The sequence below is a fragment of the Rothia sp. HMSC068F09 genome (assembly GCF_001812775.1).
Classification (GTDB): Bacteria; Actinomycetota; Actinomycetes; order Actinomycetales; family Micrococcaceae; genus Rothia; species Rothia mucilaginosa_A.
On the sequence record NZ_KV810426.1, the window covers coordinates 62,700 to 78,098 of the forward strand.

Annotated in this window: 14 protein-coding genes; 8 read left to right on the top strand and 6 right to left on the bottom strand. The window is 60.8% G+C overall.

The window, feature by feature from the left end:
* Nucleotides 1–93: 93 nt before the first annotated feature.
* The 3 genes from HMPREF2874_RS09620 to HMPREF2874_RS05260 all read right to left on the bottom strand — a co-directional run bounded on the left by HMPREF2874_RS09620 (nucleotide 94) and on the right by HMPREF2874_RS05260 (nucleotide 4,879).
* The gene (locus HMPREF2874_RS09620; protein ID WP_095343185.1) at nucleotides 94–168 is read right to left on the bottom strand and encodes a 50S ribosomal protein bL37; all 75 of its coding nucleotides are present in this window, start codon (nucleotides 166–168) and stop codon (nucleotides 94–96) included.
* A 213-nt stretch (nucleotides 169–381) separates the two neighbouring features.
* Nucleotides 382–981, bottom strand: a complete 600-nt coding sequence (locus tag HMPREF2874_RS05255) for a GDSL-type esterase/lipase family protein (RefSeq protein WP_049333285.1) — start codon at nucleotides 979–981, stop codon at nucleotides 382–384.
* A 202-nt stretch (nucleotides 982–1,183) separates the two neighbouring features.
* Nucleotides 1,184–4,879, bottom strand: a complete 3,696-nt coding sequence (locus HMPREF2874_RS05260; protein ID WP_070649191.1) for a multifunctional oxoglutarate decarboxylase/oxoglutarate dehydrogenase thiamine pyrophosphate-binding subunit/dihydrolipoyllysine-residue succinyltransferase subunit — start codon at nucleotides 4,877–4,879, stop codon at nucleotides 1,184–1,186.
* A gap of 530 nt (nucleotides 4,880–5,409) precedes the next feature.
* Between HMPREF2874_RS05260 and HMPREF2874_RS05265 the strand changes: the two genes are divergently transcribed.
* The 5 genes from HMPREF2874_RS05265 (at nucleotide 5,410) to HMPREF2874_RS05285 (ending at nucleotide 10,949) form a co-directional block, all read left to right on the top strand.
* Nucleotides 5,410–6,759 (top strand): hemolysin family protein, encoded by a 1,350-nt coding sequence (locus HMPREF2874_RS05265; protein WP_070649192.1) that lies wholly within the window; start codon nucleotides 5,410–5,412, stop codon nucleotides 6,757–6,759.
* Entirely contained in the window at nucleotides 6,756–7,850 is a 1,095-nt protein-coding gene (locus HMPREF2874_RS05270; protein WP_049333281.1) for a hemolysin family protein, read from the top strand. Before HMPREF2874_RS05265 ends, HMPREF2874_RS05270 begins: the two co-directional genes overlap by 4 nt.
* Nucleotides 7,851–8,124: 274 nt before the next feature.
* Nucleotides 8,125–9,126: a metal ABC transporter solute-binding protein, Zn/Mn family gene (locus HMPREF2874_RS05275; RefSeq protein ID WP_070649193.1), complete on the top strand. Its 1,002-nt coding sequence runs from the start codon at nucleotides 8,125–8,127 to the stop codon at nucleotides 9,124–9,126.
* The gene (locus HMPREF2874_RS05280; RefSeq protein ID WP_070649194.1) at nucleotides 9,127–10,032 is read left to right on the top strand and encodes a metal ABC transporter ATP-binding protein; all 906 of its coding nucleotides are present in this window, start codon (nucleotides 9,127–9,129) and stop codon (nucleotides 10,030–10,032) included.
* A complete protein-coding gene (locus HMPREF2874_RS05285) occupies nucleotides 10,029–10,949 on the top strand; it encodes a metal ABC transporter permease (RefSeq protein ID WP_070649196.1) in 921 nt (306 codons plus the stop codon). The genes HMPREF2874_RS05280 and HMPREF2874_RS05285 overlap by 4 nt, the downstream gene beginning before the upstream one ends.
* A gap of 175 nt (nucleotides 10,950–11,124) precedes the next feature.
* Here HMPREF2874_RS05285 and HMPREF2874_RS05290 read toward each other — a convergent pair whose 3' ends face one another.
* Nucleotides 11,125–11,589: a Fur family transcriptional regulator gene (locus HMPREF2874_RS05290; protein WP_049342794.1), complete on the bottom strand. Its 465-nt coding sequence runs from the start codon at nucleotides 11,587–11,589 to the stop codon at nucleotides 11,125–11,127.
* A gap of 162 nt (nucleotides 11,590–11,751) precedes the next feature.
* On the opposite strand from HMPREF2874_RS05290, the gene HMPREF2874_RS05295 reads away from it, so the two are divergent.
* Both HMPREF2874_RS05295 and HMPREF2874_RS05300 read left to right on the top strand, forming a co-directional pair.
* Complete coding sequence (locus HMPREF2874_RS05295) at nucleotides 11,752–12,429, top strand: MBL fold metallo-hydrolase (RefSeq protein ID WP_070649198.1); 678 nt, start codon at nucleotides 11,752–11,754, stop codon at nucleotides 12,427–12,429.
* Nucleotides 12,430–12,497: 68 nt separating this feature from the next.
* Nucleotides 12,498–12,926: an HIT family protein gene (locus HMPREF2874_RS05300; RefSeq protein WP_070649202.1), complete on the top strand. Its 429-nt coding sequence runs from the start codon at nucleotides 12,498–12,500 to the stop codon at nucleotides 12,924–12,926.
* Nucleotides 12,927–13,034: 108 nt separating this feature from the next.
* On the opposite strand, the gene budA is transcribed toward HMPREF2874_RS05300, so the two are convergent.
* Together budA and HMPREF2874_RS05310 are read right to left on the bottom strand one after the other, a co-directional pair.
* Nucleotides 13,035–13,784 carry an acetolactate decarboxylase gene (gene budA, locus HMPREF2874_RS05305; protein WP_049337825.1) on the bottom strand — a complete coding sequence of 250 codons (750 nt, stop codon included), beginning with the start codon at nucleotides 13,782–13,784 and terminating at the stop codon, nucleotides 13,035–13,037.
* 271 nt (nucleotides 13,785–14,055) lie between these two features.
* Entirely contained in the window at nucleotides 14,056–14,553 is a 498-nt protein-coding gene (locus HMPREF2874_RS05310) for a GNAT family N-acetyltransferase (RefSeq protein WP_070649204.1), read from the bottom strand.
* Between the two features lie 227 nt (nucleotides 14,554–14,780).
* Between HMPREF2874_RS05310 and HMPREF2874_RS05315 the strand changes: the two genes are divergently transcribed.
* Nucleotides 14,781–15,161: a PH domain-containing protein gene (locus HMPREF2874_RS05315; RefSeq protein WP_070649206.1), complete on the top strand. Its 381-nt coding sequence runs from the start codon at nucleotides 14,781–14,783 to the stop codon at nucleotides 15,159–15,161.
* Nucleotides 15,162–15,399 lie beyond the last annotated feature (238 nt).

The window sequence follows — 15,399 nt, forward strand, 5'->3', positions numbered from 1 at the left end:
CGCACCCGGGTGATGAGGGGGGGGGTAAAGCAAAACCCCGGGTTCGAATAGAAGATTCGATACGCCGGGGTTTTAAAGTGTATGCAAGATACCTTATGCGTTGGGGCGCTTACCGTGGTTTGCGCCGCCCTTACGACGGTCCTTGCGCTTACGACCGCGCTTGCTCATGAGAGCCTCCTTATAGTGTTCATGGAAACACGCCCCACCTTCGCGGTGCGCGTTCCTCGTTAACTGCCCTGTGAGAGGCGGTCACCGAAAATCGGTGGTCCACGCTATAGGGGCAACGCCGTCTATTTTTTCATAGAAACGGCCTGATTGCATCTTGGAACCGAGATATGAGCGAAAAAACACGAAGTTTCTTCGCCTTCCTCTTCCAAAGGATTAGCCGTGCTCCGGGATGTTCAGCCAGTTGTACCAGCCGCGGTGCAACACAAGCCAGGCCATGAGGCCGTAACCGGACTGGCCGGGGCGACCGTCATTTGCTGCCAGGTCGTTGCGCCACTGCTCGTGGTGCAGCAGCGGGTTGAAGGTGTCCACGTACACGTGGTTACGGCGGGTCACGACATCGGCGTATGCGGCTGACAGATCGGCGATGCGGCGGTTACGCTCGGCATCCAGGGTCGGAGGGGGACCGACGACCAGAACCTTGATGTTGTTCTGCGAGGCCATGTCCACAATGTTAGCCAGGTTCAAGCGGGAGCGTGCGCTGGTCAGACCCAAATCGATGTCGAAGGTCGACGGAGCGATGACGAGGCGGTTGTCGGCGCCCGGAATAAAGCGGCGGCGGGCCTCCTCAAACCAGCGAGCGTTGAGCTGTTCGCTGCCTTCATTGGGTGCGGCCAGGTTGTACGCCGCGATGGATGCGGTGGTTTGCGGGGTGCGTGCCATGACGCGGCCGAACCAGCCGAGGGTACGGGGATCGCCAACACCGGCGAGCAGGTCATCGCCGACTGCCACAATTCGAATATTGCGTTGCTCCACGGAATTCTTTCTTCTGCAGGATGGACCCGCCGTGAGAGGCGGCGGGGCACGTGAGTAATAGTCTGTATATCTAGGATAAGCGCTTACGGGCCGGTTTTCGAACTTAATCCCCTATCCACAAGCATCCGAGACCAAAAACCCGTCGCCCCACCAGGCGTACCTGACGGGGCGACGGGTTGTGAACGGTTAGAGTTTCAACAGTTTAGCCTTCGAAGACCTGCTTGAGCAGAGCCTCGTTCTCGGCGGTGTGCAGCTTACCGGTACCGGCTGCCGGGGAAGCAGCGGCCGGGCGGGAAGCCAGACGCACGCGGCGGTCGAGCAGCGGCAGCAGGTTGACCGCCATGAACGGCCACTGGCCCTGGTTGGCCGGCTCGTCCTGAGCCCACACAAGGTCGGTTGCGTTGGAGTACAGGGCAAGCTGTTCCTTGATCTCCCTCTCGGGCAGCGGGTACAGCTGCTCCACCGAGACAATCGCGGTCTTGGTGTCGCCGCGGCGCTCGCGCTCGGCCTCCAGATCGTAGTAGAGACGACCGGACACGAAGACCACACGCTCCACCTGAGCCGGGTTAATGCCCGAGCGGTCGCCAATCACCGGCTGGAACGAGCCCTCGGTGAAGTCCTCAATCGAGGATGCGGCGGCCTTCAGACGCAGCAACTGCTTGGGGCTGATAACCACCAGCGGCTTGTACGGACGGTGCTGAGCGTGGCGGCGCAGCAGGTGGAAGTGCGAAGCCGGGGTCGAGGGGACCGCAACGGTCATGTTGTTCTCGGCGCACAGCTGCAGGTAACGCTCGATGCGTGCCGAAGAGTGGTCAGGACCCTGGCCCTCGTAGCCGTGAGGCAGCAGCATAACCAGCGAGGAGCGCTGGCCCCACTTCTGCTCGGAGGAGGAGACAAACTCGTCGATGATGGTCTGGGCGCCGTTGGCGAAGTCACCGAACTGAGCCTCCCACACGACCATCGAGTCGGGGCGCTCCACCGAGTAGCCGTACTCAAAGCCGAGCACGCCGTACTCCGAGAGGAAGGAGTTGTAGATACGGAACTTACCCTGGTTCTCGGAGAGATGCTGCAGCGGCGACCATTCTTCGTCGGTCAGGTGGTCGTGCAGGACCGCGTGACGCTGAACGAAGGTACCGCGCTGAACATCCTGACCGCTCATGCGAACGTCGGTGCCCTCCAGCAGCAGCGAACCGAAGGCGAGCAGTTCGCCCATACCCCAGTTCACGTTACCGCTACGGCCCATCTCAACGCGCTGGTCCATGAGCTTCTTCAGCTTCTTGTGGACGGTGAAGCCCTCGGGAGCCTTACCGAAGGCATCGGCAATGCGCTGGAGAGTCTCCAGGGAGATTGCGGTCTTGCCGGCGTGAACCACCTCGGTGTTCTGCTGAGCAGCCGGCAGTTCCAGACCGGAAACGTGTGGAGCGGTCGGAGCCGGTGCCGAGGACTGGGTCTCGACGAAGATAGCGTCCAGCTTCGAGTGGTAGGAATCCAGAACCTCGTCTGCCTCCTCCTGGGAGACATCGCCACGGCCCACCAGATCCTGGGCGTACAGGGTGCGGGTCGAAGGCAGAGCGTCGATGTCCTGGTACATCTTCGGCTGGGTCATCGACGGATCGTCGGCCTCGTTGTGACCGCGGCGGCGGTAGCAAATCAGATCGACGACCACGTCGCGACCGAAGCGCTCGCGGTACTCGAAGGCCAAGCGTGCGGCGCGGACCACGGCATCCGGGTCATCAGCGTTGACGTGGAAGACCGGAGCCTTAGTCATACGCGCAATGTCGGTGGGGTGGGTTGCGCTACGGCCGTCGTTGGGCAGGGTGGTGAAACCGATCTGGTTGTTCACCACGATGTGCAGGGTGCCGCCGGTGGTGTAAGCCTTCAGGTCTGCCATCTGCAGGGTCTCCATGACGATGCCCTGGCCGGCAAACGCTGCGTCACCGTGAATCAGGATGGGCAGAACCGGGTGGCCCTCAACGCCCTGCTCGCGGTAGACGTCCTGCTTAGCGCGGACAATACCCTCGAGCACGGTGTTAGCGGCTTCGAGGTGCGAGGGGTTAGCGGCCACATACACCTGGGTCTGCTTGCCGGAATCGGAGGTGAAGACGCCCTCGGTGCCGAGGTGGTACTTCACGTCACCCGAACCGCCCTCGTAGGGAGCTGCGGTTCCGGAGAACTCACGGAAGATCTGAGCGTAGGACTTGCCCGCGATGTTGGTCAGCACGTTCAGGCGACCGCGGTGTGCCATACCGATGGCAACGCCCTTCAGATCCTTGTTGGCTGCCTTGTCAAGAACGGCATCCAGCAGCGGAATCAGGGATTCGCCACCCTCGAGGGAGAATCGCTTCTGGCCCAGGTACTTGGTCTGCAGGAAGTGCTCGAATGCCTCGGCCTCAACCAGCTTCGAGAGCACGCGCAGCTGCTCTTCGCGGTTGGGCTTGGTCGCACCGTGCTCCAGACGCTCCTGGAACCATGCGCGCACCTCGGGGTCTTCGGAGTACATGTACTCGACCGCGAGGGAACCCGAGTATGCCTCGTGCAGACGCTCCAGGATGGTGCGCAGCGGCAGACGCTCGGCGCCGCCGAAGCCACCGGTCGGGTAGACGCGGTCCAAATCCCAAAGGGTCAGGCCGTAGCGCTCCAGCTTCAGGTCCGGATGCGAACGCATCTTGTAGCCGACGGGGTTGGTTGCCGCGGTCAGGTGGCCGTGCACGCGGTACGCGTGAATCAGCTGCTGAATACGGGCGACCTTCGAAATCTCGTGCTCGTCGTCGATGTGGTTGTCGCGGGCCCAGCGCACCGGCTCGAACGGGATGCGCAGGTCGCGGAAGATAGCGTCGTAGAAGTCATCGCCGCCGAGCAGGTAGTGCTCGACCAGCTTCAGGAACTCACCGGAACCGGCGCCCTGAATCACGCGGTGATCGTAGGTGCTGGTCAGGGTGATAATCTTCGACAGGCCCTGCTGAGTAATCAGCTTCTCAGACAGGCCACGGAACTCGGCCGGGTACTCGAGAGCACCCACACCAATAATGGCGGCCTGGCCCTTAGACAGGCGGGGCACCGAGTGAACGGTACCGATACCGCCGGGGTTGGTCAGCGACACGGTGGTGCCGCGGAAATCCTCGATGGTCAGCGCGCCGTTACGGCCGCGCTTGACGATGTCGTTGTAAGCGTCCCAGAACTCGCGGAAGCTCAGCTGCTCGGCACCCTTAACGTTCGGAACCACCAGGTTACGCGAACCATCGGGGCGGGGGATATCAATTGCCAGACCGAAGTTCACGTGAGCGTTGTGGACGGCAACGGGCTTGCCCTTCTCATCCACGTTGTAGGTCACGTTCATGGAGGGCATAGCCGCAACGGCGCGGATGACCGCGTAACCAATAATGTGGGTGAAGGAAACCTTGCCGCCGCGGGTGCTGGCCAGGTACTTGTTGATGGCGCTACGGTTCTCAATCAGAAGCTTAGCGGGGACCGCGCGAACAGTCGTAGCGGTGGGGACGGTCAGCGACTCTTCCATGGTCGTGACGACTGCCTTAGCAGGGCCACGCAGGGGGACAATCTTGTCTTCAGCAGGTTCCACAGTATTAGCTTTCGGAGTAGCAGGTGCGGGGGAGGGGGTAGCAGGCGCTTTCGTAGGCTTCGATGCCACGGGAGCGGTGGGGGCTGCAGGAGCCGCCGGAACGGCGGCGGGAGTTGCGGGAGCAGCCGGTGCGGCTGCGGCGGGGCTCGGAGCACTCGCGGTACCGGCGCCTCCCAGCGCCTTATCGATGGTCTCAAAAATGGGCCACCATGAAGGGTCCACGAGGTTCTTGTCCTTCTGGTAACGCTCGTACTGTTCTTCAACGAACCATTCGTTACCGGCAAATTCCTCAGGCACCAGATGTTCTGGCAGATTGGGCACGTTAAACGCCTCTTCCAATTAGTGTGAATTTATCCGTCGCGTCCGGGACTCACCCCGGCATAGACGACCCGCGTCTTCGAGGGGCGAATCATCACGCTGAGCATGTGCGCATCGCCTGCGGTAGAGGCCGTATGTGCGGGGTGTGCACCGTACAAACCTGCCTAGCGTGCCGTGAACTCCGGAGTTCATCCGCTTGCTTGGCGGCACACTCATGCTCCTATGTATAAGTGTAGAGAGAATCACCGTGAAGTTTCCACCTGAGAACAGCATGTAGACAATGCAATTTTTCACTCAACACGGTTCAAATAAGCTAGGGGCCGTCATAAAGCCCCTCACGAGGCCTTCCGCCCAGAACGGAACCGACCCGGAGCAACGAGGCGGCCCGGAACCTTCGCTAGAATATGGGGTATGGATGACCCTTCGAGTACGAACGTACACACAGACCAGCGCGGAGTACCCGCACTATTCCGCGACCCGACCGCTACTCTACCCGTGCTCGGCGCATCGCTCCGAACTGAGGTGGTGACCGAGTGGATCTGATTCTTCTGCTGATCGGGCTATTGCTCATTCTTGGAACCGGATTCTTTGTGGCCGTCGAGTTCTCTCTCGTGGCCCTCGAAGCCGCCACCGTGCAGCAGGCCAAAGACTCCGGCGACAAGGCCGCAGACGCCGTCCTGCGCTGCCTCAAGACCCTATCCACGCAGCTCTCCAGCTGCCAGATCGGCATCACTATCACCACCCTGCTTACCGGTTACACCCTCGACGCCGCCATCAAGGCGCTCACCACGGGCACCATCGGTAGCCTGGGCCTGCCAAGCGGATTAACCGACGTTCTTACCCTCGTCCTCGCGATGCTCATCGCGACCCTGCTGTCCATGGTGATGGGCGAACTGCTGCCCAAGGGGCTCGCCATCGCGGACCCCTACAACGTGGCCCGCCGCCTTGCCCCCTTCCAGCTGAACTTCACCCGCATTATTTCGCCGCTCGTGCGCATCATGAACGGCTCCGCAAACTGGATTCTGGGCCGCTTCGGCATGGAAGCAAAAGAAGAACTCTCCGCCGCCCGCACCCCCGACGAGCTCTCCTCGATGGTGCGCCGCTCCGCTAAGGAAGGTACCCTCGACTCAGCCGTAGCCCGCTTCCTGGACCGCACCCTGCGCTTCTCCGAGCTGACCGCCTCCGAGGTCATGACCCCGCGAGGCCAGGTCTCCATGCTCGAAGACACCGCACCCGTCAGCGATATCATCGAGCTGGCACGCTCCACCGGCCACTCCCGATTCCCGCTCTACAAGGGCGACCACGACAACATTGTGGGTGTTGTGCACGTCAAGAAGGCCGTGGGCGTTCCCCCCGAAGTGCGCGGCACCCTCGAGGCCGGCGCGCTCGCCGAAGACGTTCTGCAGGTCCCCGAGACCCTGCACCTGGACGCGCTGCTCACCCAGCTGCGCCAGGGAGCCCTGCAGCTTGCCGTAGTCCTCGACGAGTACGGCGGAACCGCGGGTATCGCAACGCTCGAAGACCTCGTTGAAGAAATCGTCGGCGAAGTCTCCGACGAACACGACCGCGGACGCACCGAGCGCCCCCTGCGCTACGGCAACGGCGACTGGGTCTTCTCCGGCCTGCGCCGCCCCGACGAAATCAACGCCCTTATTCCCGGACTCGAGGTTGAGGAAAGCCCCGAGTACGAGACGGTCGGCGGCTTTATGATGGATCGACTCGGCCGCATCCCCGAAATCGGCGACACCGTCCCGGTCACCGGGGGCACCCTGCGCGTTGACGCCCTCGAAGGCCGGCGCGTGGACCGTATCCGATTCACCCCCGACCCCGAAGAAAACTCGGCTTACGAGGACACCGCACCGAAGAAGGGAGTACGCGCATGAACGACTGGGTAGCCATCGCACTGCTGGTCCTGCTGCTCGCCGGAAACGCCTTCTTCGTCTCCGGTGAGTTCTCCATCATGTCCACCCGACGTGCACAGGTCGAGCCCCTCGCGGAGGAAGGCAACAAACGGGCGCAGACCGTCATCTACGCCCTCGAACACGTCTCGCTCATGCTCGCCACCTGCCAGCTGGGCATCACCATCTGCTCGCTGCTCATCCTGAACGTCTCAGAGCCTGCGCTACACCACCTGCTGGAGATGCCCATGCACCTGGTAGGCCTGCCCACCGCGGTCGTCGACGTGCTGGCCTTCGGCATCACCCTCATCCTGGTGACCTACCTGCACGTCATCTTCGGCGAAATGGTGCCCAAGAACGCGACCGTCACCCTCGCCGCCCGAGGCCTGGCCCTCTGGGTTGTGCCCCCGCTGGTGCGTGTCTCCAAGGTCTTCGCACCCATCGTGGCTCTGCTCAATAACCTCTCCAACAGCCTGCTGCACCTCATGAAGGTCGAAGCTAAGGACGAGGTTGCCTCGACCTTCACCCTGGGCGAGCTGCAGACCATCGTGGCCACCTCGACCGCCGAAGGTACCGTGGAGGACGACGCCGGCGTGATCGAGGGCGCCCTCGAGTTCACCGAGAAGGAAATCTCCGACATCATGGTGACCGGTGACAAGCTCGTCACCCTGCCCTTCGGCAGCACCCCCGCAGAGCTGGAGCACGCCGTGGCCCGCAGCGGTTACTCTCGCTTCGTCATCACCGACAGCGACGGAACCTACATGGGATACCTGCACGTGAAGGACGCGCTCGCCGTCTCCCCGGAGCGATTCAACGAGCCCTTCCCCTGGTATAAGTTGCGCTCTCTGGATACGCTCTCGCCGACCACGGATATCGACGATGCGTTGACCTCGATGCAGCGCACCCGAACCCACATCGCGCAGGTCATGGACAGTCACGGCCGCACCCTGGGTGTGGTCTTCCTGGAGGACGTGCTCGAGGAGCTCGTCGGCGAAATCAACGACACCACGCAGGACGAGGTGCGCGAACGTATTCGCCGTCAGCGTGCCCGTGCTGCGGGTCGGGACGCCGACTAAGGCGACGTCCGGCCCCTCGGCTCGGCTACTCGAGGACCCTACCCTCCGGTGACCGTCTGCGGCAGAAACGATGCCCCGCGCTTCAGCGCCCACTGCCCTGAAGCACGGGGCATTTGCGTACCTGAACCGTCGATAAGGCATGCCTCCAAAGGGCATCGAACGCGGGTATTCGCCCGGTCGGGACAACAAATAAAGAGTTGTTTATACGGGTATGCGCGTGGTGTAGTTAAGAAACGGAAGAAACACATCAGCAGACGAACAGAAAGAGAACGATATGTCGCATCGCCCCATCACCCGCAAGCACTTCCTCACCGCGCTGGGATCCCTCGCGGCGACCTCCCTCTTTCTGACCGGCTGCGCCACCGAGAACAGCTCCTCCGGTTCGAGCGCCTCCGCTAACTCGAACGGCAAGGTTAAGGTGCTCGCCTCCACCGACGTGTACGCCGACATCGTTAAGCAGGTCGGTGGCGACAACGTTGAGGTCAGCGCGCTGATTTCCTCCACCGGCACCGACCCCCACTCCTACGAAGCCACCAGCTCCGACCGACTCAAGGCCAAGGACGCATCCCTGATCGTCATCAACGGCGCGGGCTACGATCTGTTCCTTGAAGACCTGGCCGGCAAGGATAACGCCTCCCAGAAGGTCGTGAACGCGGTCAAGGTCAGCGGCAAGCTCACCGATGCAGAGTACGACCACCTGGTCGAGGACCACCGCGGCGGCGAACACCACGAGGACGGCGGCGACCACGCCCACGCCCACGAGTTCAACGAGCACCTCTGGTACGACTTCGAAACCGTCAAGAAGGTTGCCCAGCAGATTGCCGAGGACCTCGCCACCCTGGACTCCGCGCACGCTGAGGCCTACCGCTCGAACGCCGCCAACTTCGTCAAGGAGCTGGACGGCCTCGAAGCCTCCGCAAAGGCCATCTCCGGTGCGGGCAAGAAGTACCTCTCCACCGAGCCCGTACCCGACTACCTGATCTCCTCCACCGGCGCCGAGAACGCAACCCCCAGCGAGTTTGCCGAGGCTGTCGAGGCGGGTAACGACGTTCCCGCCCTCGTGCTGAAGGAAACCAAGGACCTTATCAGCGAGAAGAAGGTGCAGCTGCTGGCCTACAACGAGCAGACCGCCACCTCCCAGACGAACGAGGTGCTGCAGACCGCGAAGGATGCTTCTGTAAACTACGTATCCTTCACCGAAACCCTGCCCGAGAACACCGACTACCTGGCATGGATGAAGACCAACGTCAGCAACCTCGAAAAGGCGCTCTCCTAAGTGACTGATAACAATAACGGTGCCACCCCCGCGATTTCGATTCGCGGGGGTAGCCTCGCTTTCGGGGCCCGCACCCTCTGGAAAAATCTCACCCTCGATATTGGGGCCGGGGAGTACTTCGCGGTGCTCGGCCCGAACGGCTCCGGCAAATCAACCTTCCTCAAGGTCATCCTCGGGCTGACCGGTCTTAACTCCGGCGAAATTTCGGTGCTCGGCAAGCCCGCCCGCCTGGGCAACCCCGGTGTTGGGTACGTGCCCCAGCAGAAGGCAATCGATCCCTCCACCCCGATGCGCGCTCGCGACCTCGTGGGCCTGGGCGTGGACGGGCACCGCTGGGGTATCCGCCTGCGCGGCCGCAAGTACCGTGCCAAGGTCGACGAGCTGCTGGAGGCGGTGGGCGCTACCGAGTACGCCAACGTTCCGGTGGGTCTGCTCTCCGGCGGTGAGCAGCAGCGCCTGCGCATTGCCCAGGCCCTCGCGAACGACCCAAAGATTCTGCTGGCCGATGAGGCGCTCCTCTCCCTAGACCTAAACCATCAGTACGCCGTGGCGGAGCTGATTCACCGGTTCAACCGCGAGCACGGAGTCTCGGTAATTTTCGTGACGCACGAGATCAACCCGATTATCGAGCATGTGGATCGCGTGCTCTACCTGGCCAACGGCCGCTTTACGGTTGGTTCGGTCGAGGAGGTTATGACGAGCGAGACCCTCACCTCCCTGTACGGAACTCCGGTGAGTGTGCTCAAGTCCAACGGCCGCTACGTGGTGGTGGGGGAGACCCACGCCAGCGATCACTGCCATATTGAAGGCGGCGACCAGAATATCCACGGTGCCCACCTGCGAGTCGAGGCACAGCCCGGCGACGCGTCCGGCACCCTGCACCTACCGGGAGGAACCGCTCGATGACCATTCTCTCTTCCCTCCCCGCGTTGGCCGCTGCATCCAGCACGCAGGGTGATTTGCTCTCGCGCATCTTCGTGTTTGATCGTTACGGCGAGCTGTTGCATATGCTGCAGAACTCCATTTTTGCGGGTGCTGTGCTGGGCCTCATCGGTGGCTTCGTCGGCATCTTCGTGATGATGCGCGATCACGCCTTCGCGGTGCACGGCATTTCTGAGATGTCCTTCGCGGGAGCGGCCCTGGCCCTGCTTCTGGGCTACGACGTGGTCACCGGCTCCATGGTTGGCTCGATTGCCTCGGCCCTGCTGATTGCGATGATTGGGTCCAAGGCGAGCGAGTCGAACTCGGTGATTGGCGCGCTCATGCCCTTCGGTCTGGGGCTGGGTATTCTGTTCCTTTCGCTGTATCAGGGTCGTAGTGCGAATAAGTTTGGCCTGCTCACCGGTCAGATCGTGTCCGTGGATGCCGACCAGCTGAACACCATGATTATTGGTGCGGTGGTCATTATTGCCCTGCTGATTATTGTGTGGAGGCCCCTGAGCTTCGCCTCCCTCGACCCGGACGTGGCTCGGGCGAAGGGCGTTCCGATGCGCTTCCTCTCGCTGGTTTTCATGGTTGTGCTGGGTATCGCGGTGGCGCTGTCGGTGCAGGTGGTCGGTTCGCTGCTGGTGCTGGCCCTGCTGATTACCCCGGCGGCGGCGGCGATGCAGGTGACGGCTTCTCCGCTGCGCACGCTGCTGCTTTCAGTGCTTTTCGCTGAGGCCTCCATCGTGGGCGGCATTATGCTGGCGCTGGCCGGCTCACTGCCGATTAGCCCGTACGTGACGAGCATTTCCTTCCTGATTTACCTGGTGTGCCGTGTGATTGGTTCCGTGAAGCGCCGCCACAGCGCCTCGGGCCGTCACCTGGCGGCAAAGAACTAGCTTACGTCCGCAGACGTGAAAGAGCCCCCGCTCGAGTTGAGCGGGGGCTCTTTCACGTCGTGCTACGGGGTTGGGTTCTCAACGCCCTGTGTGTTGTCGTGCTGTGTCGTGCTATTGGTGGGATTCGTCGGTATTTGGCCGGAATCCCAACCGCTTCTAGGACAGTGTGCCGACCCTAGCGGGCCGATTCGTTCTGCGTTTCTTCTTCTCGCAGGGCCAGGGTGCAATCGGGGCAGTAGCCGGTCACCTCGACCACGTGCTCGAGCTCCGAGAAGCCGTACTTCTTGCCCATGGTCAGTGCCCAATCCTCGAAATCGGGAGCTTCCAGCTCGATGGCGGTGCCGCATCGGCGGCAGAGCAGGTGGTGGTGGTGTTCCTTGGCCCGGCAGTGGCGGTACAGGGTTTCGCCCTCAACGCCCTTGACCGAGTCCAGTTCGCCGGTGTTGGCCAGCGACTGCAGCACGCGGTAAGTGGTTGCAAGGGAGACCTGTTCCTTGCGGTTTGCGAGAGTGAGGTGCAGATCCTGTGCCGAAATAAAATCGCCGAGCTCTTCCATCGTGGCCTTGATGATGCGGCGCTGACGTGTGTTGCGAGCTTCGGCGGGCTTCGTAATTCTCCGAACGGGAATATGAGTGTCCATTGATGAACCTTTCGGAGCGGATAACCGCCCCCAATAGTCACGGTCGATCTTGTGTAAAGAACTGTACACTAAAGCCACATAGAAAGCCTCTGATTTGCACTTTGTCTCAAAAAGTGAAGTTTTTTGGGATAAGGAGAGAGACACAAGAGTAAACTGAAACACATGAAGCTAACGAAGTACACCCACTCCAGCGTCCGCATCGAGAACGACGGACACGTCCTGGTGATTGACCCCGGTAACTTTTCCCCCTATGGCGAGCACGCCGAGGCCCTGCAGAGCGCGGAGTACCTGTTCATTACCCACGCCCACCCCGACCACTTTCACGCTCCCTCGGTACTGCCGATTATTGCCCAGCGCATCGCAGAGGGTAACCCTCTGAAGATTTGGACCGTTCCCGAGGTCGCCAAGGTCATTCTGGAGGCCTCTCCCGAGGCTGAGGTGACCGTCGTGGAAGCGGACACCGAGTTCGCCATCCCCGGCTTCGACGTGAAGACCTTCGGCGGCCAGCACGCCCTGATTCACCCGCTGATTCCCGTAATCCGCAACGTCGGCTACCTGTTCAACAACAGCCTGTACCACCCGGGTGACTCCCTCGTGGTGCCCCACCGGGTGAAGGCCCAGACCGTTCTGGTACCGATTCACGCGCCCTGGTCGAAGGTTCAGGAAGTCATTGATTTTGTGATTGCAACCGGCGCGCAGCGCGTGGTTCCGATTCACAACGGCATGATTAACGCCAACGGCACCGGCATTATCGAGGGCCTGGTGACGAACTTCGGCGCGAAGTACGGCACTGAGCTGAAGCACCTGAACCCCGGTGAGAGCATTGAGGTTGAGGACTAACCCTCATCCCCGTTCTGCCGTTCACACGTTCACCGCGTGGGCGGCGGAATAACATCAAAGGAGATAGCATGAGCACGATTTTTACCAAGATTATTGACGGCGAGCTTCCCGGCCGCTTCGTCTGGAAGGACGAGCACTGCGTGGCGTTCATGGACATCATGCCCCAGTCGGAAGGTCACCTGCTGGTGGTTCCCCGCGCGGAGATTGACCGCTGGCCCGACCTGCCGGCTGAGCTGGCTGCGCACCTGTTCGCTGTGGTGCACAAGATTTCGGGTGCCCTGGATCAGGCATTTGATAAGGAGCGTGTGGCTTTGGTGATTGCTGGCTTCGACGTGCCGCATACCCACATCCATCTGTTCCCGGTTGATAGCATGGCTGAGTACGACCCCGCCAACGCCAAGAAGGACGCCACCGCCGAAGAGCTGGATGTGGCCGCTGAGAAGGTGCGTGCTGCCCTGCGCGAGCGCGGCCACGGCGAGTTCGTGCCGGAGGCGTAAGCGCCGTTTACAGCACGTAGGACACGAAGGAGCCGCCCTCTACAGAACAGTAGAGGGCGGCTCCTTCGGTTAATATATCCCGTTGCTATATCCCGGCGGGAAAGAAGCTTAGTGCTTTTCAGCCTTGGAGATCTGTTCAGCCAGGTCCTCGGGGGAGAGGTTAGCGGAGGAGAACTCGGGGGTTAGCGGCAGGTGCAGCTGCAGGCCGGTACCGGGGCAAATCTCGACCTTTGCGGAGCGCAGCTTGAAGTCGACCACGTGGCCGCCCTGAACGCGCTCATCATCGATAAAGTGGGCGTGGCAGCCGGGCACCGAGATGCCCTGCTCGTAGATCGGGGTGCGGAAGCCAACAATCGTGCCGGTCACGTTATCGAACTGGACAATGTCCTCATTCTCGGTGGCCGCAACCATCTTCGGGTAGGGCTTCTCCTGCTTGATGACGGTGCGGGTGCGGACCCATTCGAACTCGCCGTAAATCTTGATGGCGTACATGTAGTTCTTGGAGACGGTGAAGTCATCCAGAATCTGCGAGGCAGACTTACGCAGCAGGTTCTGCGGCAGTTCGCGCTTAATCATGGGCACGAAGTTGGTGACCACGGCGTAGGGGGTCTGCTGGCGCAGGTCGGGCAGGGATACGGAGCCGTCGTGACGCACCTGGTAGCAGACGCCGTCGAGGACGACCATTTCGCCGTCGAGGCCGTTGAAGGTACCCACACCGAAGTTGCCGTGGCTCAGGAGCTCACCGATGGTCATCTCGCCATCGTAGATGCCGTCCAGCAGCTGGGACATGAGGCCGGTCTGAAAAACTTCGTTACGGAAAACAGTTTCACCGTTTAGGATGGTCGGCTGATATGCCATGGTATTTCTCCTCGTTACAGTGGATGCGGCGTCAGACGGGTCGGTCGGTCATCGGCGATGCTCGCCCAGGGATGCGTGAGAGTGCTTCGGGAGGGCGGCGCTGAGAACACGGCGTATGGTGTCGTTTCTCGAGGAATTCGTAGGTGACGCAGGCCGGGCGCGCGCACTTTCTATTTTACTCCTCTTCGCTTTTTGCCTTGAGTCGCGGGTCGAGGGCATCTTATGATGTGGCCCGCACTGCTCCTACCAGGGTAAAGGGGAGGAGGGCATGCTAGAGCTCCAGAACCATCTCTACGTGCTCGATGCCGACCTCCAGGTACGGCTCCCCCACCTGAACGAACCCCGCCGCACCGTAGTAGCCGTCCTTCAGATAAGACTGGGCGCTAATGACCAGCTGACGAGCCTCTGTATTCTCACGGACCCAATCAATTGCCTCACGCAGCAGAGCGCGCCCCAGGCCGGTGCCGCGCGCCTCCTCGCGCACCGCCACTCGGCCAATGGTCCAGGCACCTTCGACGGGTCGGTGGTAGCCATCATCGACCTTCATTAAATCGAAGATCCGCAAGTATGCCAGGACCCTCCCAGCCTCATCTACGTGGAAGAAATGAACGCAGTCGAAATCAGCCTCGTCAGGCTCCTGCGCAATGATTTGCTGACCCACCGTAAAGACAAGAGAACGGGTGATGTGAATCTGCTGAAGCTCACGTAGAGTCAGCTCATCGAAATGCTTAGCCTGAAAACGAGGGGGAGTGGAAGGCTGTGGAAGCAAAAGGGGCTCATCCTTTCGTCGTGGGTAGGGGATGAGCGTATCCCAATAAATGAAGTTGTATGGAGAAACAGCGCTAAAAAGTCACCCTATGAGATTTACGGTGTCATCCATGAACGGATATTTAGTGCTCATATTATGTTTGCGCAGATGACCATCTGGAACGCAGATAAATTAACAGAGCTCTATACTGAGAGCGTTATATCACTCAACATCCTGGAGATAACTCTATGTCTATTGCCGCTATCATGACGTGGACTCTACAATCAGAGATTCCTGTACCACCGGATGCCCAAGCTCTTTTGGGGCCGGGGGAGAGCGCCGTCGCGGCGTTTGCTACTTTCCGTGATTCTGCTATTTTCACGACTCACCGACTCATCATTCGTGATGCTCAGGGTCTGACGGGTAAGAAAGTAGAAATGTACTCGCTACCTTACTCCTCAATCCATATGTGGTCTTCTGAGAACGCAGGAAACCTATTCGACACGAATAGTGAAATTGCTCTATGGACGAAGGTTGGCTACATCAAGGTCAAGCTGGGCCGAAAAATCGATGTCCGTAAGCTTGACCGGCTTATCGCACAGCAGGTCTTAAACGCTCAACAGCATTAGGGTATAAAAATGCCGGCGCCCCTCCCGGTTGCACGACGTAAGTAGGAGGAGCGCCAGCACCTTTAGGTTAATCCTTAGAGTCGCTCTAAGCGCAAGTCACAGGCTTGAACCAGGGATAACGATTCAGCACGTGGGGCCTCGCGAATTCCCAAAACCTTATAACCTGAACGGGTGACAGATGCCGCGGCGCACGCAAATCGCCTCTGCATCGGTAGTGGGCGTGTTAAACGACTGTTCC